A 26,063-nucleotide genomic window follows, 5' to 3' on the forward strand; every position below is an offset into this window, starting at 1 on the left:
GCGGGCCTTCGTCGTTTTCGGGCTCGCGATCCGCGCGGATTCGCGCGCCCATCGCGAAGCGGGCACGGAGGCCTGCTTCAACCGACCCATGCGGGCAGGGAAGGCCGCAGAGGAGACCCACCATGTGTTCGATATTCGGCCTGTTCGACCTGCAACCCGGCGACGATCTCGCCGGGCTGCGCGCGCGCGCGCTCGAGCTTTCGCAGCGGCAACGCCACCGCGGCCCGGACTGGAGCGGTGTCTACGTCGACACCGGCGTCATCCTCGTCCACGAACGACTCGCGATCGTCGATCCCGCGAGCGGCGCGCAACCGCTGCGCTCGCGCGACGACACGCTCGCGCTCGCGGTCAACGGCGAAATCTACAACCACGGCGAATTGCGCGCGGAGCACGCCTACGACTACACGAGCGGCTCCGATTGCGAAGTCATCAACGCCCTGTATCGCGCCGCTGGCACGCAGTCGCCGGCGACCTGGCTCGGGCAGCTCAACGGCATCTTCGCGTTCGCGTTGTGGGACTCGGCGGCGCAACGCTATCTCATCGCGCGCGACCCGGTCGGCGTCTGCCCCCTGTACTGGGGTCATGACGCCGAAGGACGCCTGTGCGTGGCCTCGGAGATGAAGGCGCTCGTTGGCCTGTGCGCCGACATCGCGGCGTTTCCTCCCGGGCACGTCTACGACAGTGCCGATGGCAGCCTGCACCGCTGGTACGAAAAGCCGTGGCGCGAGCACGCGTACACGAGTGGCCGCCGGGTCGAGCCACGGGTGTTGCGCGATGCGTTCGAGCGCGCCGTGCATCGCCAGCTCATGACCGACGTGCCGTACGGCGTGCTGCTCTCGGGCGGCCTCGATTCCTCGCTCGTCGCCGCGTGCGCGGCGCGCTACGCGCGTCAGCGCATCGAGGACGGCGACCGCAGCGAGGCGTGGTGGCCGCGCCTGCATTCGTTCGCGATCGGCCTGGAAGGCTCCCCCGATCTCGCCGCGGCGAAGATCGCCGCCGACGCGCTCGGTACCGTGCACCACGGCTTCGTCTATTCGTTCTGGGAGGGACTCGACGCATTGCCCGAAGTCATCCGGCACATCGAAAGCTACGACGTCACCACCGTGCGCGCATCGACGCCGATGTACCTGCTCGCGCGGCGCATCAAGGCGATGGGCGTGAAGATGGTGCTGTCGGGCGAGGGTTCCGACGAGATCTTCGGCGGCTACCTCTACTTCCACAAGGCGCCGTCGGCGCAGGCTTTCCACGAGGAAACCGTACGCAAGCTCGACGCGCTGCACTGCTACGACTGCCTGCGCGCGAACAAGGCGATGATGGCGTGGGGCGTCGAGGCGCGCGTCCCGTTCCTCGATCTCGAATTCCTCGATGTCGCGATGACGATGGACGCGAGCGAGAAGATGGCCGGCATGAACGCCGACGGCAGCCGGCGCATCGAGAAGGCGGTGCTGCGCGAAGCGTTCGCGGGCGCGCTGCCCGACGCGATCCTCTGGCGCCAGAAGGAACAGTTCAGCGACGGCGTCGGCTACGGCTGGATCGACGGGCTCAAGGCGCATGCGGAGCAGGTGGTCGGCGACCGCGAGTTCGCCGCAGCCGCATCGCGCTGGCCCTCAAACGCGCCGGTGACGAAGGAGGCGTACCTGTACCGGCGCATCTTCGAGCGCTATTTCCCGGGCGAGGCGTGCGCGGCGACCGTGCCGGGTGGCAAGTCCATCGCGTGCTCGTCGCCGGCCGCGCTCGCCTGGGACCCGGCGTTCGCGAAGGCGGCCGATCCCTCTGGCCGCTCGGTGGCCGGCGTGCACGAGGCCGCCGTCGCGGCCGCCTGAGCGCCGGCCGACCTGCGGCCGCTGTGGCCGGCGGCAGCGGATCGGCCACCGACAGCCGCAGCGGCCGTGCCCGGCGTGCGTCAGCGCTGGCGCATGCGCTCGATCACCGCGAGCGTCGCGCGGGCGCGATTGAGCGTGTAGAAGTGCAGGCCCGGCGCGCCGCCGGCGACGAGACGGTCGCACAGTTCCGCGACGACCTCGGCGGCGAATTCGCGAATCGACTCGACGTCGTCGCCGTAGGCGTGCAGGCGCTTGCCGAGCCAGCGCGGGATCTCCGCGCCGCAGAGGTCGGAGAAGCGCTTGAGTTGCGAGAAGTTCGCGATCGGCATGATGCCGGGCACGATCGGCAGCGTGATGCCCGCGCGGCGCGCGGCGTCGACGAAGCGGAAATAGGCGTCGGGGTTGTAGAAGTACTGCGTGATCGCCCCGTTCGCCCCGGCCTCGACCTTGGTCCTGAAGTGGCGCAGGTCCGCGTGTGCATCGTCCGATTGCGGGTGCACTTCCGGATAGCACGCGACTTCGATGTGGAAGCGGTCGCCGCATTCCTCGCGGATGAAGGCGACGAGGTCGCTCGCGTAACGGAAATCGCCGTAGCTCGCCATGCCCGACGGCAGGTCGCCGCGCAACGCGACGATGCGCCGGCAGCCCATTTGCGCGTAGCGCTCGAGGAGGGCGCGGATCTCCTCGCGCGTGCCGCCCATGCACGAGAGGTGCGGCGCGGCGTCGAGGCCATGTTCCTCGCGCAGGTGGCGGATCGTCTCGGGCGTGTAGCTCAAGGTCGAACCGCCGGCGCCGAACGTGCAGCTGACGTACTCGGGCGCGAGCGCCTTGAGCTTCGGCAGCGCGGCTTCGAGCGTCGCGCGCTGCTCGTCGGTCTTGGGGGGGAAGAACTCGAAGGAAATCGGAGCGGGGCTGGCCATGAATTGGATCGGCGACGGCGGATGCGCAACTATATCTCTTTGTCCGGATAGAGAGATAGATGGCCGGATGATGTGCGTCCAGCCGACCGTGATCTCCGGCCTGTGCGCGCGCGCCATGGCAGCGGGCAGAATGGCCGCTTTGGCGACGGCGGGGGAATCACGATGCGGCAGGTCGTGCGAATGGCGGGCGGGATCCTGGCGGCGGTTTTCGCGACGGCGCTGCAGGCGGCGCCGTCGCCCGCGGACAAGGCGGGCGGTGCGGTCGCCGGTTTCACGGTGGCGACGCGCGGTCTGTCGTCGGTGCCGGGCTTCTTCGACGTGTATCGCGACGAGGCGAAGGGACGCGTGCTGCTCGGCGTGCGCGCGTTCGGCCAGCCGTTCCTCATGACGAGCTCGCTGCCGTGGGCGCTCGGCTCGAACGACGTCGGGCTCGACCGCGGCCAGAGCAGCGACTCGCATCTGGTCGAATGGCGCCGCGTCGGTGCGCGCATGCTGCTGGTCGAGGACAACACCCGGTTCCGCGCGGTGTCGGACAACGCCGATGAGGTGCTCAGCGTGCGCCAGGCCTTCGCCGAGTCGGTGCTCTGGGCCGGCGATATCGTCGCCGAACGCAAGGACGCGGACCCGGAGGTGCTCGTCGACGTGAGCGCGCTGCTCGTCTCGGACCGCCACGGCATCGCCGAGCGGCTCGAACAGGCGAAGCAGGGGAAATACGAAGTCGACGACAAGCGCAGCGCGCCCTCGCTCGCCGACGCGAAGAGTTTTCCCGACAACACCGAACTCGAAGGCCTGCTCACGTTCCGCGGCCCCGCCGAGGGCGCGTTCGTCAAGGACGTCGCGATGGACCCGCGCAGCCTCACCGTGCGCCAGCACCTGAGTTTCGTGCGCCTGCCGTCGCCGGGCTTCGTGCCGCGCGCGTACCATCCGGCATCCGGCGGGCTCAGCGTCGGCTGGTACGACTATGCGCAGCCGCTCGCATCGGCCCTCGATCGCCGCGTGCAACCGCGCTTTCGCCTCGAAAAGACCGATCCCGCCGCGGCGTCGAGCCCGGTGAAGAAGCCGATCGTGTTCTACCTCGACCGCGGTACGCCCGAGCCGGTGCGCTCGGCGCTGCTCGAAGGTGCGAACTGGTGGAAGAGCGCGTTCGAGAAGGCCGGCTTCAAGGACGCCTACCGCGTCGAGCTGCTGCCCGAAGGCGTCGACCCGATGGACGTGCGCTACAGCCTCATCACCTGGGCGCATCGCCACACGCGTGGCTGGTCGTATGGCCAGCCGATCGTCGATCCGCGCACCGGCGAGATCATCCGCGGCAACGTCACGCTCGGTTCGCAGCGCGTGCGCCAGGACATCCTGATTGCCGAAAGCCTGCTCGCTCCGTACGACAAGCCGAACGCTGCCGAACTGAAGGACGAGGCCGAGCGCATGGCGCTGGCACGCCTGCGCCAGCTTGCCGCGCACGAAGTCGGTCACGCGCTCGGTTTCGCGCACAACTTCGCCGCGAGCCGCCACGGCAACGGCTCGGTGATGGACTACCCGCATCCGCTGCTCGCGCTCGGCGCGGACGGGCGCCTCTCGCTTGAGCATCCCTACGGTGTCGGTGTCGGCCCATGGGACGACTTCATCGTCGCGCATGCGTACGCGCCGTTCGCGCCGGGCAGCGAAGCGGCGTCGCTGGCCCAGCTGCGCGCGGACATCGCCAGGGCGGGCTTCCGCTACGTGAGCGACCAGGACGCGCGCAGCCCCGGCGATGCCGAGCCGGACGGCCTGCTCTGGGACTCCGGCCCCGATGCGTTGAAGACGTTCGATGCGCTGATGGCCGCGCGGCGCGCGGCGCTCGCGCACTTCTCGATCGGCGTGTTGCCGCCGGCGCGCCAGGTCGGCGAACTCGAAGCGCGCCTCGTGCCGGTGTACCTGCTGCATCGCTACCAGACCGAGGCGGTCGCGCGCCTGCTCGCGGGTGCCGCCTACGCGTATTCGGATGCGGGCGATCGCAGCGCGGGTACGACGCCGGTCGCCGCAACGACGCAGCGCGCGGCGCTCGATCGCCTCGTCGCCAATCTCGGTGCGCACGAACTCGCGCTGCCGGCGAACGTGCTCGACCTCGTCACGCCGCCCGGCAATGACTACGCGCGCAACCGCGAGTATTTCGCGACGAAGGCGGGTCCCGTGTTCGATCCGCTCGCGGCGGTGGAAGCCGCAGCGGCGCAGACGACGGCGTTCCTGTTCGCGTCCGAGCGCCTCAACCGGCTCGCCTGGCAGCACGCGCGCGACGCGCAGCAGCCCGGCGTCGCCGACGTGCTCGCGGCCGTGTTCCGTGGCACGTGGCAGCAGGATGTGCGTGGCGCCGACGCGCCGGGCGCGGCCGCGGTGCAGGACGCCGCGAACTGGGTCGCGCTCGATACGCTGCTGCACGTGCTCGACGACGGCGGCCTGCACGCGCAGGTCGATGCCGAAGTGCGCACGTCGCTGCAGCAATGGCAGGACTGGCTTCGCAGGCAGGCCGGCAACGACTCGACTGGCGCAAGCCGCGCACTCGCCGCGGAAACCATCCGCAAATACCTCGCCGACCCCAAGTCGGTGAAGCTGCGCCCGCTACCCACGATCCCACCCGGCGCGCCGATCTGAGCGCGCAAGCGCCACCCTGCGGCCCTCGGACCTCAGCCCTCAAGAAGCATGACCATCGCCCTCACCGCCTTCGCCCGCCGCCGCCTGTTCCCACGCGATCGCCGCATCACGGCGATCCAGGACTGCACCGCCGAGGCGTTCGTGCAGCACCTCAACCGGGAGCCGCCGCTGCGCGTGCTCGACGGCTACGCGCCGTTCTGCAAGCTGCACGTGCACCGCAACTGGACTTCGACGCGCTGCTCGGTCGTCGCGATCACCGACGACAACCGGCACCGGCTGCGTTCCGCCTACGAGGCTCGTTCGGATGCCGAACTGCCGGTGCTCGTGCGCTGGTTCGAGGGCATCGAGCCGCCGGTCGCGCGCTACCTGCTGCCGATCCTCTACGACCGCGCGCAGCTCGCGAGGGAGGGCACGCCGATCGACGCCGAGTGGGGCATCGTCGGCTGTCTCTACACGATGGAGCCGCAGGAAATCCCGATGGTGCCGATCACGATGATGCGCAATGCGCTCGGCGTGGAGGAGGGCGGCTCCGGCGTGCCGATCGATCGCGATGCGTATCGGCGCAGCGTCGACTTCTGGGAGCGCCACGCGAACTGGCGGCCGTGATCGCTTGCCAGCCGCGGGCGCAATACGGAATTTCGTCGATGCGTGCTGCCATCGCGCGTGCGCCGTCGGCAGTGACCGGGCGCCCGCGCATCTGCGCTGGTGAAGGGTAGCGGCGATGACGCCGCGACGCTCAGAAGACGGAGGCGCTGCGCGCCTCCGCCAGGCCATCAGAAGCTCATGTCCAGCGTCAGCACCACGTTGCGGGGTTCACCCGGCATGATCTCGAAGTGCTCGCGGTCGGAAATAGTGGCGATACGACACGTTGTCGAGGTTGAGCCGCACGCTGAAGCGTTCGGCGTGGTCGTACGACATCAGGTCGGGCGCGCGCGTTCTTCGAGCCTTCGCTCGGCAGCGCCGGGTTCTCATTGAGCGCATGCGTGAACCGCGTCGTGAATGGCCTTACGTGGCCCACCGGCAAGTCCTGGTCCGGCGCGCCGAAGAACGTGCCGCGCGGAACCCGATGCAGTCGCAGGGTGCGGATGCGAGTCGCGCCGCCTACCCCGTCGGCTACGAGGGCGTCCCCCAGTTCACGCGCGAGTACGGCCGCATGTTCGGCAAGCCTCCGGTCACCGACGCGCGCGAATCGAGAGCGCGCGTGGGGGATGCCGCGTGAAACGAAACGGGCGCCTCGCGGCGCCCGTTCCGTTTCCCGTATCGGCCAGCACGCCGCTCAGTAGCGGTAGTGGTCCGGCTTGTACGGGCCCTCGACCGCGACGCCAAGATAGGCGGCCTGTTCGGCGGTCAGCGTGGTGAGCTTCACGCCGATCTTCTCGAGGTGCAGACGCGCGACTTCCTCGTCGAGCTTCTTCGGCAGGATATAGACCTTCGGCTCGTAGGTGTCCTTGTTCGCCCACAGGTCGATCTGCGCGAGCGTCTGGTTCGAGAAGCTGTTGGACATCACGAAGCTCGGGTGGCCGGTCGCGCAGCCGAGGTTGACGAGGCGGCCTTCGGCGAGCAGGAAGATCGAGCGGCCGTCCTTGAACGTGTACTTGTCGACCTGCGGCTTGATGTTGGTCCTGACTGCGCCGGACGCGTTGAGGCGATCGACCTGGATCTCGTTGTCGAAGTGGCCGATGTTGCAGACGATCGCCTGGTCCTTCATCGCCTGCATGTGCTCGAGCGTGAGCACGTCCTTGTTGCCGGTGGTCGTCACGTAGATGTCGCCGCGACCGAGCGTCGACTCGACCGTGTTGACCTCGAAACCTTCCATCGCGGCCTGCAGCGCGTTGATCGGGTCGATTTCGGTGACGACCACACGTGCGCCGTACGCGCGCAGCGAGTGCGCCGAGCCCTTGCCGACGTCGCCGTAGCCGCACACGACCGCGACCTTGCCCGCGAGCATCACGTCCATCGCGCGCTTGAGGCCGTCGGCGAGCGACTCGCGGCAGCCGTAGAGGTTGTCGAACTTCGACTTGGTGACCGAGTCGTTGACGTTGATCGCGGGCACGAGGAGCTTGCCGGCCTCGGCGAGCTGGTACAGGCGATGCACGCCGGTGGTCGTCTCTTCGGAAACGCCCTTCCATTCCTTGACCACGCCGGCCCAGAAACCCGGACGCTCCTTGGCGACGCGCTTGAGCAGGTTCTTGATCACCTGCTCCTCGTGGTTCGACGAGGGCGTGTTGACCCAATCCGAGCCGTTCTCGAGCTCGTAGCCCTTGTGGATCAGCAGGGTCACGTCGCCACCGTCGTCGACGACGAGCTCGGGGCCTTTGCCACCGGCGAAGCTGAGTGCGTCGAGCGTGCAGTCCCAGTATTCCTCGAGGGTCTCGCCCTTCCACGCGAACACGGGCGTGCCCGACGCGGCGATCGCGGCGGCCGCATGGTCCTGGGTCGAGAAGATGTTGCACGAGGCCCAGCGCACGTTGGCGCCGAGATCCTTGAGCGTCTCGATCAGCACCGCGGTCTGGATCGTCATGTGCAGCGAGCCGGTCACGCGCACGCCGGCGAGCGGACGGGCGGCGGCGTACTTCTTGCGGATCGACATGAGGCCGGGCATCTCCTGCTCGGCGATGTCGATTTCCTTGCGGCCCCAGTCGGCGAGGCCGAGGTCGCGCACTTTGTGGTCGTGCGCAGGCGGGTTCTTGGCGACAGCGTTCATTGGTCAATCTCCGGGTTTTTTCGCAACGCCGCGCGCGCACGCGCAGCCGTGGCGAAGGATTCGCGTCGGCGAACCCGGGGCGCCCTTGCAATGGGATGCATGCCCGCCGAGCGTCGCGGGAAACCCGCTGCAGCGCCCCTCGGCGGAAGGCAGGGGCGGATTATATCGCTTGTTCCGGATAAAGAGATACGTGGCGCGCGAAGCCGCCTGGGGCAGGCGGGCGCGACGTGTGTCGGGGCGGAGAAACTCGGAGCGTCGAAAAAGAAACGGGCCGCGCAAGGCGGCCCGTTTCCCTGGAACAGGTCAGGCGATGCCATTTACTGGCAGGCTTCGACCTTGACGTTGTCGATGGCGAGGCCGTTCGGCGCAGCCGCCGCGGTATTCGAGTCGGTCACCATGCGGAAACGCAGGTTGATCGACTGGCCGGCGAAACTGTCGAGATCGACCACCGCGTGCGACGGCGCCGAGGTGCCGGCCGGGCCCGGGAAGCACCAGCTCAGGCGACCGGCGAGCGGCGCGCCCGGGGAGGACGTACCGTTGTACGGGTCGGTGAACATGCGGCTCGCGTCGAGGTAGTCGAACGTGGTGCCGTTCGTGCTCGCCTCGAGCGAAGAGCTGTCCCAGCAGCCGCTCGGCGGATCCTGCTCCGACTTGTGGTACGCGTCGTAGGACAGGATGATCGACTGCGCACCGGCCGGCAGCGCGATCGCCGGCGAGGTCAGCGTGCGGTCGCTGTTCACGGTGTTGTTCGGCACCTTCCAGACCGGCGTGGTGAAGCCCGTGCCGGCCGGGGCCGCGCCCTGGGTCCAACCCGTGCCGCCGGTGCCCGCCGCGGTCCAGCCGCCGGCGCCTGCATCGAAGTTCTCCTGGTAGACCGTGTTCGCCGTCGTGCCGGCCGGGCAGGTGCCCGGGGTGCCGGTCGTGAACGAGAACGTGGCCGACGGAACGCTCGGGCCGCAGTAATTGCTCGGCGTGACGCGCCAGTAGTACGTGGTCGTGCTCGACAGCGTCGTGTCGACGGTCCAGGTCGTGCCCGTCACCGTGGCACTGGCGATGATGTTGCTGAAGCCCGAGTCGCTGGCGACTTCGACGAGGTACTCGAGCGCGTCGCTGCCGACCACGATCGGCGGCGGGGCCACGCCGTCGAAACCGTCGGCGAAGATGCGCTCATTGGCAGCGACCGTGCCCCAGTTGAGCTGCGGGCGCACCTTGACGCCCGCCGCAGCGTCGGCCGGCGCGATGAGCGTGACCTGCGCCGGGGCTGCGGCCGAAACGCCGAGTTCGAGCGCGATGCTGCGCGAGAGCGAACCGCTCGTCGCTTCGACGCTGAAGTCGTACTCACCCGACGGCAGGGTCGACCCGCCGGCGAGCGTCAACGTGGTGGAGCCCGGCGCATTGACGGGATTGCTCGAGAACTGCGCCGTCGCACCCGCGGGCAGGCCGTTGGCGACGAGGTTCACCGGACCGCTGAAGCCATTGAGGACGCCAACGCGCAGGCCGTAGCTCGGATCGCCGCTGGCGGTCGCCTCGCACATTTCCACGCGCTTGGGCGTTTGCGCCACGAGCGCGTAGTTCGGATCGCCGCAGTTGTCGAACTTGAACGAGCACACGCGCGTGTGCCAGGTGCCACCGGCGGTGGTCGGGTAGTACTCGGTCGTGAAGTAGAACGTGCACTGGTCGACCGGGTCGACCGACATCGACGAGTAGTCGCCCCAGCGCGCGCTCGTGCTGGTCTGCGAACCATTGGCGATCGTGTCGGTGCAGCTCGATTCGTCACGCAGCGTGCCGGCCGGATCGTCGAGCGTGCGGCCGGTGATCTCGATCTGCGGATGGATCGACGAGCTCGACTTCGAGAAACCGACGCCGATGTTGGCGCTGCCGTCGATCGCGATGCCACCCATCCAGCGCGTGTTGCTGTCGGGTGCGTACACGCCCTCGTCGACGATGTGACGGTCGAGCGGCGTCGGCGTCGGCGGGTTGGCGCCGTGGTCGTCGAGGTCGAAATGGACCCAGTTGATGCCGCCCTGTTGCACGTCACCCTGCACGACGTGGTTGACGACGAGCGAGACGCGCGTCGGCGCGTCGGCCGGGAACGCTCGCGCATTGGCGCGATACATGATGTGCGTGCCGAACGAATCGAGGCCGGACGCGGTGCCCTGCTGCGGCACGTCGTCGAAGAACGGCACGAACGGCGCGCCCTGGATGCGCGTCGGGTTCGAGGTGATCGTCGAACTCGCGGGCGTCGCCCAGTTGATGCACATGTCCCAGAACAGGTATTCGCTCGAGACCGAGTCGAAGTGCACGAAGCTCGGGCAGGCGTTCGTCGGGGCGTTCAGCGTACCCATGAGGTTGATCGGCTCGACGCCGTAGGCATCGAAACCGGGGAAACGCACCGCTGCCGCCGTCGGATCGCCGGCGAGCATCTTGTCGCGCTGGAACGCGATCATCGACGCGCCGAGGAATGCGTTCGAGCCGGAAAATTCGTGCGTCGTGAGCAGGTACGCGTTCTGGCTGCCGCCGTCGGTCGTCCACACGCCCATGTGCGGGTAGTCGCCGAAGTTCGGCCAGTTGAACTCGTAACGCGCGTAGGTGCCGAACGGATCTGACGTCGTCGACACGGCGACGCACTGCGCGAACGGCGAGCTCGTCACGAACTGGCTCATGACCCAGCGCTGCGCGCGCGGATCCCACACGGCCAGCGGGTCACCCGAATTCGTCGTTTCGCACTTGCCGCCGAAACCGACGAAGAACGAGTTGCCCGGACGCGGCGTCAGCGTGTTCGGGTCCGGCACGCCGGTGACCTTGTTGAACGCCTGCCAGGAGGAGTTGACCCACTGGATGTAATGCGTGTCGCTGACGTCGCCGTTCGTATCCGGCGGCAGGCAACCGCAACCGGAGGTGATCGAGCTGATCGCCTCGAAGCTGAGGTCGACCGTCGGGGCGGGCACGCCGGTCCCGTGCGTCTGCATGCGCGAGTAGTCCGGCACGAAGGAGCTGGCGCGGCCCGCGGGCTTGAGCAGGATGTTCGGGATCTCGAACGGCTCCTGCTCGGTGCCCATCGGCGAAGCCGGCGGCATGTTGCGCAGGATGTCGCGCAGCGGTGCGGAGATGTCCGCGCGGGCCGCGTGCATGACGGTCGGAAGGATTTCAGGTGCGCTGGTGGTCGGCGTGGTCACCGACACCGGCGCGGCCGTTACGCCGAACGCAGCGCAGACGGCCGTGCCCAGCGCAGCGGGCAGGATACGCGATAGAACCATGATGCAACTCCCCAAGACGATGGCGGCTCTTTGCTTCTCCGCTGCGGCAGGCGGCCGTCACCTGCCCCGGGAATGGACGATCAGTCGGCTCCGCCTTTCCGCGCCTTCAGCTTCGAGTCCATGATGTCGAGGCGGCGCAGATGATCGTTCAAGAATGTGCGTGTCCGGTCCGCCAGCTCCGGTTCGGCCAGCGCGGCGCGTATCGCGTCGCGTTCGTCCGAAGCGGAGTGTTTGCGCAGGATCAGACAAGCCCGCTCGGCCACCGGCGGAGTCGGACTGCGCACCCAATGCGAAAGTGCATCGGAGGGCACCGCGACCGCGTGCTGGTCGAGCTCCTCGAGCGCCAGCAGGATGAGTTCCGCCAGCGCCGAAGAATGGCCAGAATATCCGCCTGGAGGCGTAGTTGTCACTACGTCGAGCGCGGCCGCGCGCCACCAGTCGCCGAGGTCGCCGGGGCGTTCGGCGGCCGACTTCAGCAGGGAGGCGCGGACATTCGGCGGCGTATGTTCGTCGCGGGCGACCTTTTCCACGAGCGCGCGCGCGCTCGAGTCCTCGAGCCGCTCGCCGATTTCGCGTTCGAGCGCGATTTCCCCGGCCGCGAGGTTCTGCAGGGACGCATCGCCACCCGCGAGCCCCTGCATGAGCAGGTCGAAGAAGCGCCGCGACTCGCGGCCGTGCTCGCTGCGTCCGGCCTTGAGGATCGACCGCGCCAGCGGCGTATCGTCGAACAGCGCGGGGTCGAGGCCGATGCTGGTCAGGAGGATCGCGCCGCGCGGGTCGGCCACCGTGCGCAGCGGATCGCGCGCGTCGGCGCGGGCGAGCGAGTAGCCGAAGATGTAGCGGCCACCCGGCTTGACCCGCGCGATCGCGGAAGCGGACGCGCGCACATCGATCTGTTCGGGCGGGCGCCCCTTGCCGAGCACGTCCTTGCGCTCGAACACGATGCGACCCGCCTGCTCGTCGACCTCGAGCACCTTGCCGGCGACGAGGAAATTGCCCGGCGCATACAGCAGCTCCACCGGCGGTTCGACGCGCCCGGCGCTGGCCGGCGGCGCGAACGAGGCCATGAAGGCGAAAAGGAGGGCGAGGGCGCGTGGCGGATGCAGCGAGAGGCTGGGCGGCATGGCGGAGTGCTTTCGGTACGGGGAGGGAGGCTCTGCGTCCGAGCGGCCGAGCCTTCGGACCAAGGCTACCGGACTCGTCCGGATGCGTGAAGCCGCTGGGTCCGGTCGCCGCCGGGTTTCGGGGATCGCCAGCGAAACCACGTAGTGGATTGACGCAGACCGATCCACGACCCGGGAGTCCCGAACATGAATGTCGCACCGATCCTCCGCACGCAAACCTGCGCGCTCGCGCTGTGGAGCATGGCCATGCTGGCCGGTCCCGCCCACGCCGAGTTCATCTACGCACGCCTCGTGCCCGGCGCCGGCATGCAACCCGATGGCGCCTCCTCGGCGGTCGACCTGTCGTCGAACGGCAAGACCGTGGTCTTTTCCAGCGCGGCGAAAAACTGGATCGCCGGCGACACCTACAACGGCGACCGCGCGGTCGCGATCGACATGGACACCGGCCTCGTCGAGGTCGTGTCTGCGACGCTACAGGGCGAGGTCATTCGCGGCGAGACGCCGGCCGCGTCCGGCGATGGGCGCTACGTTGCCTTCCTGACCCTCGGCGGCCCGCTCGGCGCCAACTGGCAGGTCGCGCGCAAGGATCGCCAGACCGGCGCGCTCGATCTCGTCAGCGCGACCGCAACGGGCGAGGCGGCCAGCTCGGGCACCGACGACGATACCGTGTCGATCTCGGCGGACGGCCGCTACGTCGCGTTCGAGACGTCGGCGGCGAATTTCGGCGTGCCTTCCGGCAGCTGGCCCGAGACGTTCGTGAAGGACATGCAGACCGGACAGGTCGAGATGGCTTCGGTCAAAGCGGACGGCAGCCCGTCGGGCGGCGAGTGCGCGATTGACCCGCACGCGCTGTCGGACAGCGGCCGCTACCTCACGATGATCTGCGGCACCGCGATGGTGCCCGGCGCGACGACTGGCCAGGTCTACGTGCGTGACCTGCAGGCGAACACGACCGAACTGGTGAGCCGCGGCGCCGCCGCGGCGAACGGTTCGAGCGCACTCGCATACCGCGCGGCGATCTCGCCGAGCGGCCGTTTCCTGAGCTTCCAGAACCGGGGCTACGGCGGCCTCGGCTATGCGAACGGCGTCGACAGCACCGGCAACAGCGGCGTTTACCTGCACGACCGCCAGACCCAGACGACGATCGCGATCCCGCGTCCGGCCCTGGTTCCCGCCGACGAGTACGACAACTGCTCGACGTCGGCCGTCTCGGACATCGGCTCGGTGCTCGTCACCTGCTCTCTCGAGGTCGGCGCGAGTTGGGTACCACAAGTGTTCCTCTACGTGCCCGGTGCGGGCGCGCCCGGCCTCCTCAGTACGAACGCGGTCGACCAGCCCGGCAACCAGCCGTCGGGCTATTCGCTCGCGGCGAAGGCGGGCGGCCTGTCGATGGCGTTCGAATCGCAGGCGAGCAACATCGATCCCGACGACACCAACGGCTTTTCGGACATCTTCGTGCTCGTCGAATCGTCGGTGCTGACCGGTGTGATCTTCGCCGACGGCTTCGACGGCTGAGCAGGAGTCGATCGACCGACGGCATGCGATCGCCGCAACGCTGCTGCCGCGGATGCAACCGGACGGCAGCGCGCCAAAAAAGACGGGCCGCATCGCGGCCCGTCGTACCCATGCCCGTTTCCCGAGGAAAGGGCGAACGCGTTACTTGATGCCGGCGGCCTTGCGCAGTTCGTCGGCCTTGTCGGTCTTCTCCCACGAGAATGCGGTGAACTTCGTGCCGTTCGCGTGCTTGACCTCGTACGGCGTGCGGCCGAAGTGGCCGTAGCTCGCGGTCGCCTGGTACATCGGGTGCACGAGGTCGAGCATCTTGATGATGCCGTACGGGCGCAGGTCAAAGTGGTTGCGGATGAGCTTCTCGATCTTCTCGTCCGGAATGCGGCCGGTGTCGAATGTCGTCACCGAGATCGAGGTCGGGTGGGCGACGCCGATCGCGTAGGACACCTGCACCTCGCAGCGGTCGGCGATGCCGGCTGCGACGATGTTCTTGGCGACGTAGCGCGCGGCGTACGCGGCCGAGCGGTCGACCTTGGACGGATCCTTGCCCGAGAACGCGCCGCCACCATGGCGCGCCCAGCCGCCATAGGTGTCGACGATGATCTTGCGGCCGGTGAGGCCGCAGTCGCCGACCGGGCCGCCGATGACGAACTTGCCGGTCGGGTTGATGTGGAACTTGGTGCCCTTGTGCAGCCACTTCTTCGGCAGCACCGGGTCGATGATGTAGGCGCGCACGGCCTCGATGAGGTCCTTCTGCTTGACCGACGGGTCGTGCTGGGTCGACAGCACAACGGCGTCGCTCGCGACCGCCTTGCCGTTCTCGTAGCGCAGCGTGACCTGGCTCTTCGCATCGGGGCGCAGCCACGGCAGCGGCGAGTTCTTCTTCTTGCGCACCTTCGCCTGCTGTTCGACGAGGCGATGCGACAGGTGGATCGCCGCCGGCATGAAGCTGTCGGTCTCGTTGGTCGCGTAGCCGAACATCAGGCCCTGGTCGCCCGCGCCCTGTTCTTCCGGCTTCTTGCGGTCCACGCCTTGGTTGATGTCGGGCGACTGCTTGCCGATGAGGTTGAGCACGCCGCAAGTCGCGCCGTCGAAGCCGACGTCGCTCGAGTCGTAGCCGATGTCGAGGATGACCTTGCGCGTGAGCGCTTCGAGGTCGATCCATGCGCTCGTCGTGATCTCGCCGGCGACGATCGCGACGCCGGTCTTGACCATCGTCTCGCAGGCGACGCGCGCACGCTGGTCCTGCGCGAGGATCGCGTCGAGGACGGCGTCGGAGATCTGGTCGGCGACCTTGTCCGGATGGCCTTCGGAAACCGATTCGGAGGTGAACAGGTAGTTGCTCATCGCTGCGTATATCCTTCTATACGGATGAATGGATGCCATCCGGGGGCGCGCATCATACACGACCCCTGCCGCAGACGGAGGCGGCCACCGCGGACCAGACTATATGATCGGGAAGTCGTGCTCCACCGCGGCAGAGACGTCCACTCATCCGTTCGGGGAAATCAATGAAAAATCGTGTCAGGCGCAGCGTACTCGCTGCAGGCGTGCTGATGGCATTTTCCGGCGTCGGCGCATGGGCAATGAGCTCGGTTCCGGCCACCAGCGGGTCGCTCAGTCGGGGCGTGGTTCCGCCCGAATCGGGTACCAGCTTCGGGGGCAACAGGTACCGCGCCGACGGCGTCGCGATCACCCTCGGTCGCCCCGCGTTCCGCGCGCGCCCGGCCGATGCGGAGTCGATGGCGCGTGAGTTCGTGCACGCGCGCCTCGGCGTGCTGGGGCTGACGAAGGGTGATGCGTCCGAGCTCGTGCGCACGACGATGCGCGACGGCAGCGCGCTCTCGGTCGTTCGTTTCCGCCAGCAGCAGGAAGGGCTGCCCGTCTACGGCAGCGACATCGCGGTCAGCGTGGCCGCCGACGGCACGATCGTGCACGTGGCCAATGCATCGGTCGCCGGCGTCGGTGCGTTCGTCAATCGCGTCATCCTGTCCGCCGACGAGGCCGTGGCAGGCGCGTTGGCCTACCTGCGGGTCGCCGAGGCGCGCTACGCGGACACCACGGCGATGGCCTACGTCGCGGACGACGGCACGCGCCATGTGTGGCGCGTGCGCCTGGCGGCGCGCGAAGGGCTCGCGGGCGCGTGGGACGTCGTCGTCGACGCGCAGACCGGCGAAATCCTGCGTGCCCAGGATCGCGCCGCCTACGCCAACGGCACCGGCAAGGTGTGGACGCCGGATCCGCTTTCCTACGCGAAGGTCGCCTACGGTGCCACCGGCTATGTCGACGGCAACAACGCCGATACGACGCAGCTCACCGCCGCGCTCGTGCCCGTCACCTTGAACGACATCACACAGGAAGGCAGCAATTGGGTCCTCAAGGGACCTTACGTCGTCTGCGCCGAGATCGAATCGCCCACCGACGCGGCATGCCCGTCGCACCCGTCGACCGATTTCACGGTGACCCGATCGGCGATCACGTTCGATGCGGTGATGGCCTATCACCACATCAGCGAATACATGAAGTACGTCAACGTAACGCTCGGCGTGCCTGCGATGCCGTTGAACCATCCGGGCGGCATCCACGTCGATCCGCACGGCTTCGGCGGCGACGACAACTCGCGCTACGACTCCGGTGCGGAGGATCTCTCGTTCGGCGAAGGCGGCGTCGACGACGCGCAGGACGCCGACGTGCTCATCCACGAGCTCGGTCACGCGATCCACGATTTCATCACCGGGGGCAACCTGTCGCAGAACGAAGGCCTGTCCGAAGGCTTCGGCGACTACACCGGCGGTGCATGGAGCCGCGACTACCCGAACCAGTGGACGCCGAGCGACCCCGCTTACTTCTGGATCTACAGCTGGGATGGCCACAACCCGTTCTGGCCCGGCCGCGTCCTGAATTATCAGGTCAGCAACACGTATGCGGCAGTCCAGAACCAGGAAATCCACTCTGCCGGCCAGTACTGGTCGTCGTGCAACCTCGTCGCGCGCGATGCGTTCGTCGCCGCCGATCCCGCCAATGGCGCAAAGCGGTTCGACAAGGCGTATTTCACCGGCTTGTCCATGACGGGCAGCAACACGAACCAGAAGGACGCGGCGCAGGCCGTCATCGATGCCGCCGCGACACTCGGCTACACCCAGGCCGAGATCAATCGCATCGGCAGCGCGTTCAACGACGGCAACTCCGGCCCGGTGAAGAACTGCACGTACGGCGTCGAGGTGCCGGTCGTCACCGACGATCCCGTCGCGCAGGTTGCGCCGGGAGCGCTGGACGAATCGGTCGAGACCGGCAACGCGACGTCGACCTCGCTGACCATTTCGAATCCCGGCGGCGCCGATCTCAGCTGGACGCTGCATACGTCCGACGCGGCGACCTGCGCGACGCCTTCGACGGTGGCGTGGGTCGCACTGGCACCGACCAGCGGCACGGTCGGCGCACACAACGGCACGCCCGCGACGGTCGATGTCGGCATCGACGCGTCGACCCTCGCGCCCGGCTCGTATTCGACGTATCTGTGCGTGCACAGCAACGATCCCGCAACGCCGGTCGTGGCCGTGCCGCTGTCCCTCACGGTGGACCCGCACCCGGACCTCATCTTCCGCAGCGGTTTCGAGTTCCCGGTCGATCCGAACATCGTCGACAGCGGCATCGTCAATATCGCGCTTCCGCAGACGCCGGTCGGCGTCTACATCAAATGGCTCGATGCCACGACCTGCACGACGAGCGACTCGGTCTGCCAGGCCGGTACCTACAACTTCAACCCATGGAACAACAGCGGCTTGTCGTTCTTCTGGCCGAGTGGCGGTGGTACACCGAACGGCGCGGTGACCAGCGCGGGCACGTATGCGGTGCTCTCCGCGGGTGCGACGATCGGAGCGGCATCGACGTTCGCGACGAGCGGAACCCCGACCGCGTGGCGCGCGGGTGCCGATGGCTATCTCGGTTTCCGCTTCGACTGCTCGTCGCTGGGCACGTCGACCACGGGTACCTGCTACGGCTATGCCCACATGACGACGACGGCGACGACCGGGTTCCCGGGCACGCTCGTGCAGTACTGGTACGACAAGTCCGGTGCGGACATCACGATTCCCTGAGCGTGGCGTCGCGGGTCTCTCGAAAAGGCCGCCTTCGGGCGGCCTTTTCCTTGGCGTTCGTCCTGCCGGGAGAACGGCGAAATGGCATCCGCAGCGGATGTATCCGGGTGATTCCAGCGCGCGGTGTTCGCCGATCGGAAGCCGGACGACCCCGCCCGGGCCCTGGCAGGCTGTTGAAAAACAGCCTGCGGACGCGATCCAGGGATGGATCGCTCGCGAGTCGACGACGCACGTCGTTGAATCCCGGAAGCGAGTCCGGACATGCGCCGGACTCGCTGAGTTGAAAAAGCGCTGGATAGCGCCTTTTTGAGCATCCTGCTAGTCCACGTCGGGCCACTCGTTGAGGTGCGGGCCGAATGCCTCGCGCTGGCGCCGGACGACGCAGAAGCGGTGCCCGGTCGGCGCCTCCATCACCCACCAGCGCTCGCGGAACGTGACTCGCCGCGCGCCGAGTGCCTCGAGACGGCGGACCTCGGCCTCGATGTCGTCGGTCTCGATGTCCAGGTGCACGCGCGAGGGATGGTCGACCTTCTGCAGCAGGATCTGCGGCTCGTCTGCCGCGGTCGCGAGTTCGGCGTACCTGCCGTCGCCGTCCTGGTCGGTCGTGACGATCGGCTTGCCGAGCGCGCGGCTCCAGAATTCGGCCGCGGATGCGAGGTCGTCGACTTCGCAGTCGATCACGATGTTGCTGAGGCGGCTGTGGTGCATGGGACCTCCGTCACGTCGCAGTGGCGCCGGAACACAAGCTCCGCTCAACGCCAGGGGTTGCGCGCGGCGCGTTCGTCCGCACCGAGCGCGAACGCTTCCGGCAGCAGGTCGCCGGTGCCGCATTCGCGCACGGCGTCGCTGCGGCGGGTGAGCAGGAACACGTGCAGGCGCCGTTCGACGTCGCACTCGTGCAGCCACTGGCGGCAGGCGCCGCACGGCGCGACCGGCTCGTCGGTGTCGGCGATCACCGCGATCGCCGACGGATGCCCGCGTCCCTGCGCGACCGCGGCGAACACCGCATTGCGTTCGGCGCAGATGGTGAGGCCATAGACATCGGACTCGACGTTGCAGCCGGGCACGAAGCGGTCGCCGCGGCCGTCGTCGAACTGCAGTGCGGCGCCGACGCGGAAGTGCGAGTGCGGCGCGTGCGCGCGTGCCATCGCCGCTTCCGCGGCCGCGATGAGGCCGGGATACGCCTGCTCGACCGTCGCTCGCGTCGTGTTCGCTTTCACGGGTTCACTGCGCGAGCGCGAGGTCGTCGAGCATCGCCTTGAGGAAGCGCGCCGCCTCGCCGCCGGTCGCGGCGCGATGATCGAACGTCAGCGACAGCGGGATCACGCGGTGCGATTCGAAGCCGCCCATGACCGGCGTCATCTGGTGGCGGCCCTTGCCGGCGGCGACGATCGCGACGCACGGCGGCACCACCACGGGCGTCGCGTAGCGGCCCGCGAACACACCGAAGTTCGACAGCGAGATCGTGTAGCCGGAAAGCTCCGACGGCGGGATGCTGCGGTCCTCGACCTGCGCACGCAGGCGGTTCACCGCAGCGCGCACGCCGGCCGCATCGAGCATGTCGGCGTTGCGCAGTGCAGGCACGAACAGGCCGTCGTCGGTATCCACCGCGATGCCGATGTCGACGTGCGGATGCAGCGTGCGCGTGAGGTTGTCGCCGTCGAACCACGCGTTCAGCGCAGGCACGGCCTTCGCCGCGCGCACGATCGCGCGCACGAGCCGCCCGGTGATGTCGTTGCCCGGCAGCCAGGCATGGATGTCGGCGTCGTCGCTGAGCGTGGTCGGCACGACCGCGGCGTGGGCGGCCGCCATCACGCGCGCCATGTTGCGGCGTACACCCTTGAGCTGTTCGGGCTGGCCGGTCGCGGCGACCGTCGGCGGCGTCGTGCGCATCGGCTTGCCGGCGGCGGACAGCGTCGTGCGCTGCGCGGCCGCCGGCGGCGACGGCGTGGACCATGCCGGCGCCGCGCCGGCACGTGCCGCCGCGGGCGTCGCTGCCGGCGCCGCGCCGACCTTCGCGCTGCCCGCCGCCGCCGCGGACTTCACGTCCTGCAGCGTGACGACACCCCCCGCGCCACTCGGCGACACGCGCGCGAGATCGACGCCGAGCTTCCTGGCGAGTGCGCGCACCGCCGGCACCGCCTTCACGCCGCCGATGCTCGTCGCCTGCTCGGCATGCACGCGGTCGCTCGACTGCATCGCCCCGACCACGGTGCCTTCGTCGGCGCGCGGCGCCTTGCCGCCGCTCGCGATCTCGCCGCCTTCGTCGGAGGCGACCACGCCCCGGTGGTCGGGCGCTTCGGCGCCGACGCCTTTCGCGGGCGCGGCGGCGGCCGCTTTCGGCGGACCGTGGTGGTGACCGGTGGATTCCGCTTCGGCGCGCTGCGGCAGGTTGGGGTCGAGTTCGAATTCCGCGAGCGCGGCGCCGGTCGCGATCACGTCGCCGCTGTCGCCGTGCACCCTGACGAGCTTGCCGGAGAACGGCGACGGCACTTCGACCACCGCCTTCGCGGTTTCCATCGACACCATCGGCTCGTCGAGCCGCACGATGCCGCCGACCTTCACCAGCCATTCGACGATCGTCGCGTCGGGCAGGCCCTCGCCGAGGTCGGGAAGATGGAACGTCTTGATGTCGGCCATGGCAGTGTGTTCCTGTCTCGGCGCGTCGGCGCCGTCAGTGGAAATGCAGCAGAACGAGCGCGGCGATCGCCGGCAACGCCTGCACGTAGAGGATCTTGCGGCTGACCGTCCATGCGCCGTACAGGCCGGCGACGACCACGCAGGAAAGGAAGAACAGCTTGATGTGGAATCCAGCGGCCCCCTCCAAGAGGCCCCACGCAAGGCCCGCGGCGAGGAAGCCGTTGTAGAGGCCCTGGTTCGCCGCGAGGGTCTTGGACGCCTGCGCGAACTCGGGCGTCGTACCGAACGCGCGGCGACCGGTCGGCGTAGTCCAGAGGAACATCTCGAGCACGAGGAAGTACAGGTGCAGCAGTGCGACGAGGCCGACGAGGACGTTCGCGATCGTGGTCATCGTGTGGCTCCCGGGCCTGCTCAGCTCGCGGCAAGCGTGCGCTTCGCGGCGGCGACGATGCGCTCGACGCTGGGCAGGTACTTCATCTCGAGCCGGTACAGCGGGATGTGCGTGTCGTAGCCGGTGACGCGCTCGACCGGTGCGACGAGGTCGTACATCGCGTGCTCGGCGAGGCGTGCGGCGATCTCCGCGCCGAAGCCGGCGGTGCGGGGCGCCTCGTGCACGATCACGCAGCGGCCGGTCTTGCGCACCGATTCATGGATCGTGTCGAAGTCGAGCGGCTTGAGCGTCGCGACGTCGATGACTTCGGCGCTGATGCCTTCACTGGCGAGTGCATCGGCGGCTTCGAGCGTTTCCTTCACCTGCGCGCCCCAGGTCACGAGCGTGACGTCGCCGCCGTCGCGGAGCACGAAGCAGACGTCGAGCGGCAGCGCTTCGCCGTCGTCGGCGACTTCTTCCTTGTACTGGCGGTAGATGCGCTTGGGCTCCAGGAAGATGACCGGGTCCGGGTCGCGGATCGCCCCGAGCAGCAGGCCGTAAGCGCGCCCCGGCGACGACGGCAGCACCACGCGCAGGCCGGGGATGTTGGTGAACAGGTGCTCGTTCGCTTCGGAGTGGTGCTCCGGCGCGCGGATGCCGCCGCCCCATGGCGCGCGGAACACGGCCGGGCAGGTCATGCGGCCGCGCGTGCGCGTGCGCAGGCGCGCCGCGTGGCAGGCAATGTGCTCCATCATCGGGTAGATGAAGCCTTCGAACTGCGCTTCGGCGACCGGCTTCATGCCTTGCGCGGCGAGGCCGACGGTGAGGCCGGCGATGGTCAGTTCGTCCAGCGGCGTGTCGATCACGCGCTCGGCGCCGAATTTGTCCTGCAGGCCGACCGTCGCGCGGAACACGCCGCCGTTGACGCCGACGTCCTCGCCGAGCACGACCACGCTCGGGTCGTGCTTCATCTCGTATGCGAGCGCCTGGGTGACGGCTTCGATGAGGGTGATCTGTGCCATTCCGCTGGATCCGTGGTCGTTGGTCGATTCGGTGGGAGCGGTTTCAGCCGCGATGCCTTGGCTTTCGGCGCATCGCGAAGAAGGGCATCGCGGCTAAGCCGCTCCCATGCCCATGATCAGTGCGCGGGCTCGTCCGCGGCGAGCGCCGCGGCGCGCTGCGCGGCGAGGTCCGCCGGCAGCTCGCCCCAGGTGTAGTCGAACATCGCCCCAGTCGGTTGCGACTTCGTTTCAAGGTAGGCATTGACCTCGGCGTCGACCTTCGTCGCGCACTCGGCCTTCCAGCCTTCCTCTTCCTTGTCGGTCCACGCATTGAGCGACATGAGGTAAGCCTTCATGCGCTTGAGCGGCTCGCGCGCCCAGGCCGACTTCACTTCGTCGTCGGGGCGGTAGCGGCGCGCATCGTCGGCGGTCGTGTGGTCGGACAGGCGATAGGTGACCGCCTCGATGACCATGCCGCCGTGGGCGTGGCGCGCACGCTTGATCGCGTGATCCATCGCCGCGCGCATCGCGATGAGGTCGTTGCCGTCGACCTGCAGGCATTCGAGGCCCGCGGCGATGCCCTTCTGCGCGAGCGTCTTCGCGCCGGTCTGCATCTTGCGCGGAACCGAGATCGCCCACTGGTGGTTGACGATGACCGCGACGAGGGGCAGCTGCATCGCGCCGGCGACGTTGATCGCGCCGTAGAAGTCGCCCTTCGACGAACCGCCGTCGCCGACGACGGTGACCGCGACGCGTGGCTCCTTGCGCACCTTGAAGGCGAGCGCGGAGCCGGCCGCGTGCAGGCACTGCGTCGCGATCGGCACGCACCAGGCGAAGTCGTGCGCGGGTCCGGAGAAGTCGCTGCCGCGCTCGTCGCCGCCCCAGTAGAGCAATACCTCGCGCGGCTTCACGCCGCGATGGAATTGCGCGCCGTATTCGCGGTACATCGGCGCGAACACGTCGTCTTCCTGCATCGCGCTGCCGATCGCGACATGGGCGGCTTCATGGCCGAGGCACGAGGCGTAGGTGCCGAGCTTGCCGGTGCGCTGCAGCGCGACCGCCTTGGCGTCGAACACGCGCACGAACAGCATTTCCTTGTACAGCTCGACCAGCTGGCGGATGTCGCGTGCGATCGCGGGCAGGTCGTCGCGGACGAGCTTGCCGTCCGCGTCGAGGTATTGCAGGAATTCGATCTCGAAGGTGGCGGCGATGGACAAGACAGCCTCCGTTGCGGTGTCGCACGGCGCGAGTGCGCTCGGAAATACGGTGCCGGATGGGCCGGCGTGCGGCCGCGGCGACGGGAGCGGAACAGTAAGCAAGAGGCCGCCGCGACCGCAAGGCCCGGCGCAGCATCGCCGATGCGGGTTACACTGGCCTGCTCTCACGATCGTGGCTGCCGATGAACGACCCGCACAACCTGCGCCCGCTCGAGCAGGGCATCGAGCTCGACCTGCGCGACCGCACCACGTACGGCGGCTACCTGCAGCTGCCGGTCCTGCTGTCCGCACAGAAGCCGCTCAGCGATCCGCCGCATCACGACGAGATGCTGTTCATCGTGCAGCACCAGGTCGCCGAGCTGTGGATGAAGCTGATGATCCACGAACTGCGTGCGGCGGTCGCACGCCTGCGCGCGGACGACGTCGACAGCACGCTCAAGGTGCTCGCCCGCGTGAAGCAGGTGCAACAGCAGCTGTTCGCGCAGTGGGGCGTGCTGGAAACACTGACACCGTCGGAATACCTCGAGTTCCGCCACGTGCTGGGGCCCGCGTCGGGGTTCCAGTCGCAGCAGTACCGCACGATCGAGTTCCTGCTCGGCAACAAGAACGCGGCGATGCTCAAGGTGTTCGACCATGACCCGGCCGCGCAGGCGGAGCTTCGCCGCGCGCTGGTCGAACCGAGCCTTTATGACGAAGTGCTGCGTTTCCTCGCCCGGCGCGGCCACGCGGTGCCGGCTGCGAGCCTCGAGCGCGACTTCAGCCGGCCGCACCAGCGCACGCCGGAACTGGTGCCGGTGTTCAAGCGCATCTACGAGCGCGCGCGCGACTTCTGGCCCGAATACCACCTGTGCGAGCAGCTCGTCGACATCGAGGAAAGCTTCCAGCTGTGGCGCTTCCGCCACATGAAGACGGTCGAGCGCATCATCGGCTTTCGCCGCGGCACGGGCGGCTCGTCCGGCGTCTCGTTCCTCAAGAAGGCGCTCGATCTCACGTTCTTCCCCGAACTCGTCGACGTGCGCACCGAGATCGGCGTGGCCTGACGCCTCCCGGCGCGGTGCGTCACGCCGGATCGGGCGCGACCGGAGCCGGGCATCTGAACGCCGGTTCGAGGGCCGCCGGCTGGCCGCCGATGCGCTCGTTCCGGCGAATCCCGCTGCGCTGCGGTTTGACGCGGCGGGCGCCAGCGGTTACACGTTCGCGATACGTCACTTCGAGGGGAATCCATGTCCACCGCCAGCCCCGGCGCGCCCGCCGCGCTCCCGAGCTTCCCGCAGCGCCTCGGCCACCCGGCCCCGTTGTGGATGCTGTTCATGACCGAGTACTGGGAACGCTTCGCGTTCTACGGCATGCGCTGGGCGCTGACGCTGTACATCGTGGCGCAGTTCTACGGCGGCTCCGGCACCGGCGAGGCGCCCGCGAACGACGTCTACGGCGCGTACCTGGCGCTGATCTACGCCGCTTCGCTTTTCGGCGGCTACGTCGCCGACCAGTTGATCGGCTACCAGCGCTCGATCCTCATCGGCGCGGTGATCATGGCCTCGGGCCTGTTCGTGATCATGATCCCGCACCAGGAGGTCTTCCTGTTCGGCCTCGCCCTCGTGATCGTCGGCAATGGCCTGTTCAAGCCGAACATCTCGACCATGGTCGGCCAGCTCTACGGTCCCGAAGACCGGCGCCGCGACGCCGGCTTCACGATCTTTTACATGGGCATCAACCTCGGCGGTTTCCTGTCTCCGCTGGTCACCGGCTGGCTCGCGAGCGTCATCACCGACACGCCGCTGCAGCAGAACTACAAGGTCGTGTTCCTCGCCTCCGGCATCGGCATGATCCTGAGCTTCATCTGGTTCTGGATCGGCCGGCGCCAGCTCAAGGGCATTGGCCGCCCACCCGCCGACGTGCCGCAGGCGCGCGGCATCGGCATCGTGCTCGGCTGTGCCGCGATCGGCGTGCCGCTGGTGTACTTCCTCCTGTCCAAGCTCGGCGCGACCGCGCTGATCGTGATCCTCGGCGTGCTGTTCATCGGTCTCGCCGTCATGCTGCTCGTCGAAGGCATCCGCGAGGGCAAGGTCGCGCGCGACAAGGTCGTCGCGATGCTGATCATCTTCGTGTTCAACGCGCTGTTCTGGATGTTCTTCGAGCAGGCCGGCAGTTCGTTCAACTTCCTCGCGCAGAACATCGTCGACCGCATGTTCGGCAGCTGGGAATTCCCCGTCGCGTGGTTCCAGTCGGTCAACTCGCTGGCGATCATCGGCCTCGCGCCGATCATCGCGGCGATCTGGATCTGGATGGGCAAGCGCAACGTCGAGCCGTCGATCCCGCGCAAGTTCGGCCTCGGCCTCGTCGGCAACGGCCTCGCGTTCCTGCTGCTCATGTACGCGCTCACCTACCTCGTCGATGCGCAGCAGAAGATCCCGTTCTGGACGCTGTTCATGGTGTACGTGATCCAATCGGTGGGCGAGCTGTGCCTGTCGCCGGTCGGCCTGTCGATGGTGACCAAGCTCGCGCCGCCGCGTTACGTCGGCTTCGCGATGGGCGGCTGGTTCCTCTCGATCGCCAACGGCAACAACATGTCGGGCGTGTTCGCCGCGTGGGTGAGCGGCGAGACGGGCATGACCACGGGCTCGGCGCTGAGCGGCTACACGCTCGGCTTCTGGGCGCTCGCGGGCGCCGGTGTCGTGTTGTTCCTGATCGCGCCGTTGATCCAGCGGCTCATGCACGGGGTGCGCTAGGGGGCAGGGATTGGGGATGGGGATTCGGGATTGGAAAAAGCCGGCAG

Annotated in this window: 19 protein-coding genes and 1 riboswitch; of the genes, 8 read left to right on the forward strand and 11 right to left on the reverse strand. The window is 68.4% G+C overall.

What is annotated here, in order from left to right; all coding sequences use genetic code 11:
* The first annotated feature begins 122 nt into the window (after positions 1-122).
* The gene (gene asnB, locus ACTHK2_RS06245) at positions 123-1,823 is read left to right on the forward strand and encodes an asparagine synthase B (protein WP_440244837.1); all 1,701 of its coding nucleotides are present in this window, start codon (positions 123-125) and stop codon (positions 1,821-1,823) included.
* Between the two features lie 80 nt (positions 1,824-1,903).
* Here asnB and metF read toward each other — a convergent pair whose 3' ends face one another.
* Positions 1,904-2,743, reverse strand: coding sequence for a methylenetetrahydrofolate reductase [NAD(P)H] (gene metF / locus ACTHK2_RS06250; RefSeq protein ID WP_440244838.1), 840 nt, complete (start codon positions 2,741-2,743; stop codon positions 1,904-1,906).
* 180 nt (positions 2,744-2,923) lie between these two features.
* Here metF and ACTHK2_RS06255 point away from each other — a divergent pair, with 180 nt between their 5' ends.
* From ACTHK2_RS06255 to ACTHK2_RS06265, 3 genes are all read left to right on the forward strand, one after another.
* A complete protein-coding gene (locus ACTHK2_RS06255) occupies positions 2,924-5,368 on the forward strand; it encodes a zinc-dependent metalloprotease (protein WP_440244839.1) in 2,445 nt (814 codons plus the stop codon).
* A 48-nt stretch (positions 5,369-5,416) separates the two neighbouring features.
* A complete protein-coding gene (locus tag ACTHK2_RS06260; RefSeq protein ID WP_440244840.1) occupies positions 5,417-5,974 on the forward strand; it encodes a DUF3228 family protein in 558 nt (185 codons plus the stop codon).
* Between the two features lie 271 nt (positions 5,975-6,245).
* Positions 6,246-6,587, forward strand: a complete 342-nt coding sequence (locus tag ACTHK2_RS06265; RefSeq protein WP_440244841.1) for a hypothetical protein — start codon at positions 6,246-6,248, stop codon at positions 6,585-6,587.
* A 57-nt stretch (positions 6,588-6,644) separates the two neighbouring features.
* Here ACTHK2_RS06265 and ahcY read toward each other — a convergent pair whose 3' ends face one another.
* The 3 genes from ahcY to ACTHK2_RS06280 all read right to left on the reverse strand — a co-directional run bounded on the left by ahcY (position 6,645) and on the right by ACTHK2_RS06280 (position 12,594).
* Positions 6,645-8,072 carry an adenosylhomocysteinase gene (ahcY, locus tag ACTHK2_RS06270; RefSeq protein ID WP_440244842.1) on the reverse strand — a complete coding sequence of 476 codons (1,428 nt, stop codon included), beginning with the start codon at positions 8,070-8,072 and terminating at the stop codon, positions 6,645-6,647.
* A 70-nt stretch (positions 8,073-8,142) separates the two neighbouring features.
* Positions 8,143-8,219: riboswitch (S-adenosyl-L-homocysteine riboswitch) on the reverse strand.
* Between the two features lie 170 nt (positions 8,220-8,389).
* Entirely contained in the window at positions 8,390-11,329 is a 2,940-nt protein-coding gene (locus tag ACTHK2_RS06275; protein WP_440244843.1) for a hypothetical protein, read from the reverse strand.
* Between the two features lie 80 nt (positions 11,330-11,409).
* Complete coding sequence (locus ACTHK2_RS06280; RefSeq protein WP_440244844.1) at positions 11,410-12,594, reverse strand: hypothetical protein; 1,185 nt, start codon at positions 12,592-12,594, stop codon at positions 11,410-11,412.
* A gap of 45 nt (positions 12,595-12,639) precedes the next feature.
* Between ACTHK2_RS06280 and ACTHK2_RS06285 the strand changes: the two genes are divergently transcribed.
* Positions 12,640-13,968 (forward strand): hypothetical protein, encoded by a 1,329-nt coding sequence (locus ACTHK2_RS06285; RefSeq protein WP_440244845.1) that lies wholly within the window; start codon positions 12,640-12,642, stop codon positions 13,966-13,968.
* Positions 13,969-14,109: 141 nt separating this feature from the next.
* Here ACTHK2_RS06285 and metK read toward each other — a convergent pair whose 3' ends face one another.
* Complete coding sequence (gene metK, locus ACTHK2_RS06290) at positions 14,110-15,309, reverse strand: methionine adenosyltransferase (RefSeq protein WP_440244846.1); 1,200 nt, start codon at positions 15,307-15,309, stop codon at positions 14,110-14,112.
* A 281-nt stretch (positions 15,310-15,590) separates the two neighbouring features.
* Here metK and ACTHK2_RS06295 point away from each other — a divergent pair, with 281 nt between their 5' ends.
* A complete protein-coding gene (locus ACTHK2_RS06295) occupies positions 15,591-18,059 on the forward strand; it encodes a BACON domain-containing protein (protein WP_440244847.1) in 2,469 nt (822 codons plus the stop codon).
* A gap of 318 nt (positions 18,060-18,377) precedes the next feature.
* Here the strand turns inward: ACTHK2_RS06295 and ACTHK2_RS06300 are convergent, their stop codons facing one another.
* The 6 genes from ACTHK2_RS06300 to pdhA all read right to left on the reverse strand — a co-directional run bounded on the left by ACTHK2_RS06300 (position 18,378) and on the right by pdhA (position 23,287).
* The gene (locus tag ACTHK2_RS06300; RefSeq protein ID WP_440244848.1) at positions 18,378-18,767 is read right to left on the reverse strand and encodes a VOC family protein; all 390 of its coding nucleotides are present in this window, start codon (positions 18,765-18,767) and stop codon (positions 18,378-18,380) included.
* Between the two features lie 44 nt (positions 18,768-18,811).
* Positions 18,812-19,279: a cytidine deaminase gene (locus ACTHK2_RS06305; RefSeq protein WP_440244849.1), complete on the reverse strand. Its 468-nt coding sequence runs from the start codon at positions 19,277-19,279 to the stop codon at positions 18,812-18,814.
* A 4-nt stretch (positions 19,280-19,283) separates the two neighbouring features.
* Complete coding sequence (locus tag ACTHK2_RS06310; protein ID WP_440244850.1) at positions 19,284-20,699, reverse strand: dihydrolipoamide acetyltransferase family protein; 1,416 nt, start codon at positions 20,697-20,699, stop codon at positions 19,284-19,286.
* Between the two features lie 34 nt (positions 20,700-20,733).
* Positions 20,734-21,090, reverse strand: a complete 357-nt coding sequence (locus ACTHK2_RS06315; RefSeq protein ID WP_440244851.1) for a DUF1304 domain-containing protein — start codon at positions 21,088-21,090, stop codon at positions 20,734-20,736.
* Positions 21,091-21,110: 20 nt separating this feature from the next.
* Positions 21,111-22,091 (reverse strand): alpha-ketoacid dehydrogenase subunit beta, encoded by a 981-nt coding sequence (locus ACTHK2_RS06320; protein WP_440244852.1) that lies wholly within the window; start codon positions 22,089-22,091, stop codon positions 21,111-21,113.
* Between the two features lie 116 nt (positions 22,092-22,207).
* Complete coding sequence (pdhA, locus tag ACTHK2_RS06325; RefSeq protein ID WP_440244853.1) at positions 22,208-23,287, reverse strand: pyruvate dehydrogenase (acetyl-transferring) E1 component subunit alpha; 1,080 nt, start codon at positions 23,285-23,287, stop codon at positions 22,208-22,210.
* A 182-nt stretch (positions 23,288-23,469) separates the two neighbouring features.
* Here pdhA and ACTHK2_RS06330 point away from each other — a divergent pair, with 182 nt between their 5' ends.
* Positions 23,470-24,327, forward strand: a complete 858-nt coding sequence (locus tag ACTHK2_RS06330) for a tryptophan 2,3-dioxygenase (RefSeq protein WP_440244854.1) — start codon at positions 23,470-23,472, stop codon at positions 24,325-24,327.
* A 183-nt stretch (positions 24,328-24,510) separates the two neighbouring features.
* Positions 24,511-26,016, forward strand: a complete 1,506-nt coding sequence (locus ACTHK2_RS06335; RefSeq protein ID WP_440244855.1) for a peptide MFS transporter — start codon at positions 24,511-24,513, stop codon at positions 26,014-26,016.
* The last annotated feature ends 47 nt before the right edge of the window (positions 26,017-26,063 follow it).

The sequence above is a fragment of the Dokdonella sp. genome (genome assembly GCF_051958935.1).
GTDB lineage: Bacteria > Pseudomonadota > Gammaproteobacteria > Xanthomonadales > Rhodanobacteraceae > Dokdonella_A.

Bases quoted from the DNA above. Each gene is read 5' to 3' on its own strand.
- asnB (WP_440244837.1), top strand. From the start codon at position 123: ATGTGTTCGATATTCGGCCTGTTCGACCTGCAACCCGGCGACGATCTC.
- ACTHK2_RS06300 (WP_440244848.1), bottom strand. From the start codon at position 18,767: ATGCACCACAGCCGCCTCAGCAACATCGTGATCGACTGCGAAGTCGAC.
- ACTHK2_RS06315 (WP_440244851.1), bottom strand. From the start codon at position 21,090: ATGACCACGATCGCGAACGTCCTCGTCGGCCTCGTCGCACTGCTGCAC.
- metK (WP_440244846.1), bottom strand. From the start codon at position 15,309: ATGAGCAACTACCTGTTCACCTCCGAATCGGTTTCCGAAGGCCATCCG.
- ACTHK2_RS06255 (WP_440244839.1), top strand. From the start codon at position 2,924: ATGGCGGGCGGGATCCTGGCGGCGGTTTTCGCGACGGCGCTGCAGGCG.
- ACTHK2_RS06310 (WP_440244850.1), bottom strand. From the start codon at position 20,699: ATGGCCGACATCAAGACGTTCCATCTTCCCGACCTCGGCGAGGGCCTG.
- ACTHK2_RS06275 (WP_440244843.1), bottom strand. From the start codon at position 11,329: ATGGTTCTATCGCGTATCCTGCCCGCTGCGCTGGGCACGGCCGTCTGC.
- ahcY (WP_440244842.1), bottom strand. From the start codon at position 8,072: ATGAACGCTGTCGCCAAGAACCCGCCTGCGCACGACCACAAAGTGCGC.
- ACTHK2_RS06260 (WP_440244840.1), top strand. From the start codon at position 5,417: ATGACCATCGCCCTCACCGCCTTCGCCCGCCGCCGCCTGTTCCCACGC.
- metF (WP_440244838.1), bottom strand. From the start codon at position 2,743: ATGGCCAGCCCCGCTCCGATTTCCTTCGAGTTCTTCCCCCCCAAGACC.
- ACTHK2_RS06335 (WP_440244855.1), top strand. From the start codon at position 24,511: ATGTCCACCGCCAGCCCCGGCGCGCCCGCCGCGCTCCCGAGCTTCCCG.
- ACTHK2_RS06320 (WP_440244852.1), bottom strand. From the start codon at position 22,091: ATGGCACAGATCACCCTCATCGAAGCCGTCACCCAGGCGCTCGCATAC.
- ACTHK2_RS06330 (WP_440244854.1), top strand. From the start codon at position 23,470: ATGAACGACCCGCACAACCTGCGCCCGCTCGAGCAGGGCATCGAGCTC.
- ACTHK2_RS06285 (WP_440244845.1), top strand. From the start codon at position 12,640: ATGAATGTCGCACCGATCCTCCGCACGCAAACCTGCGCGCTCGCGCTG.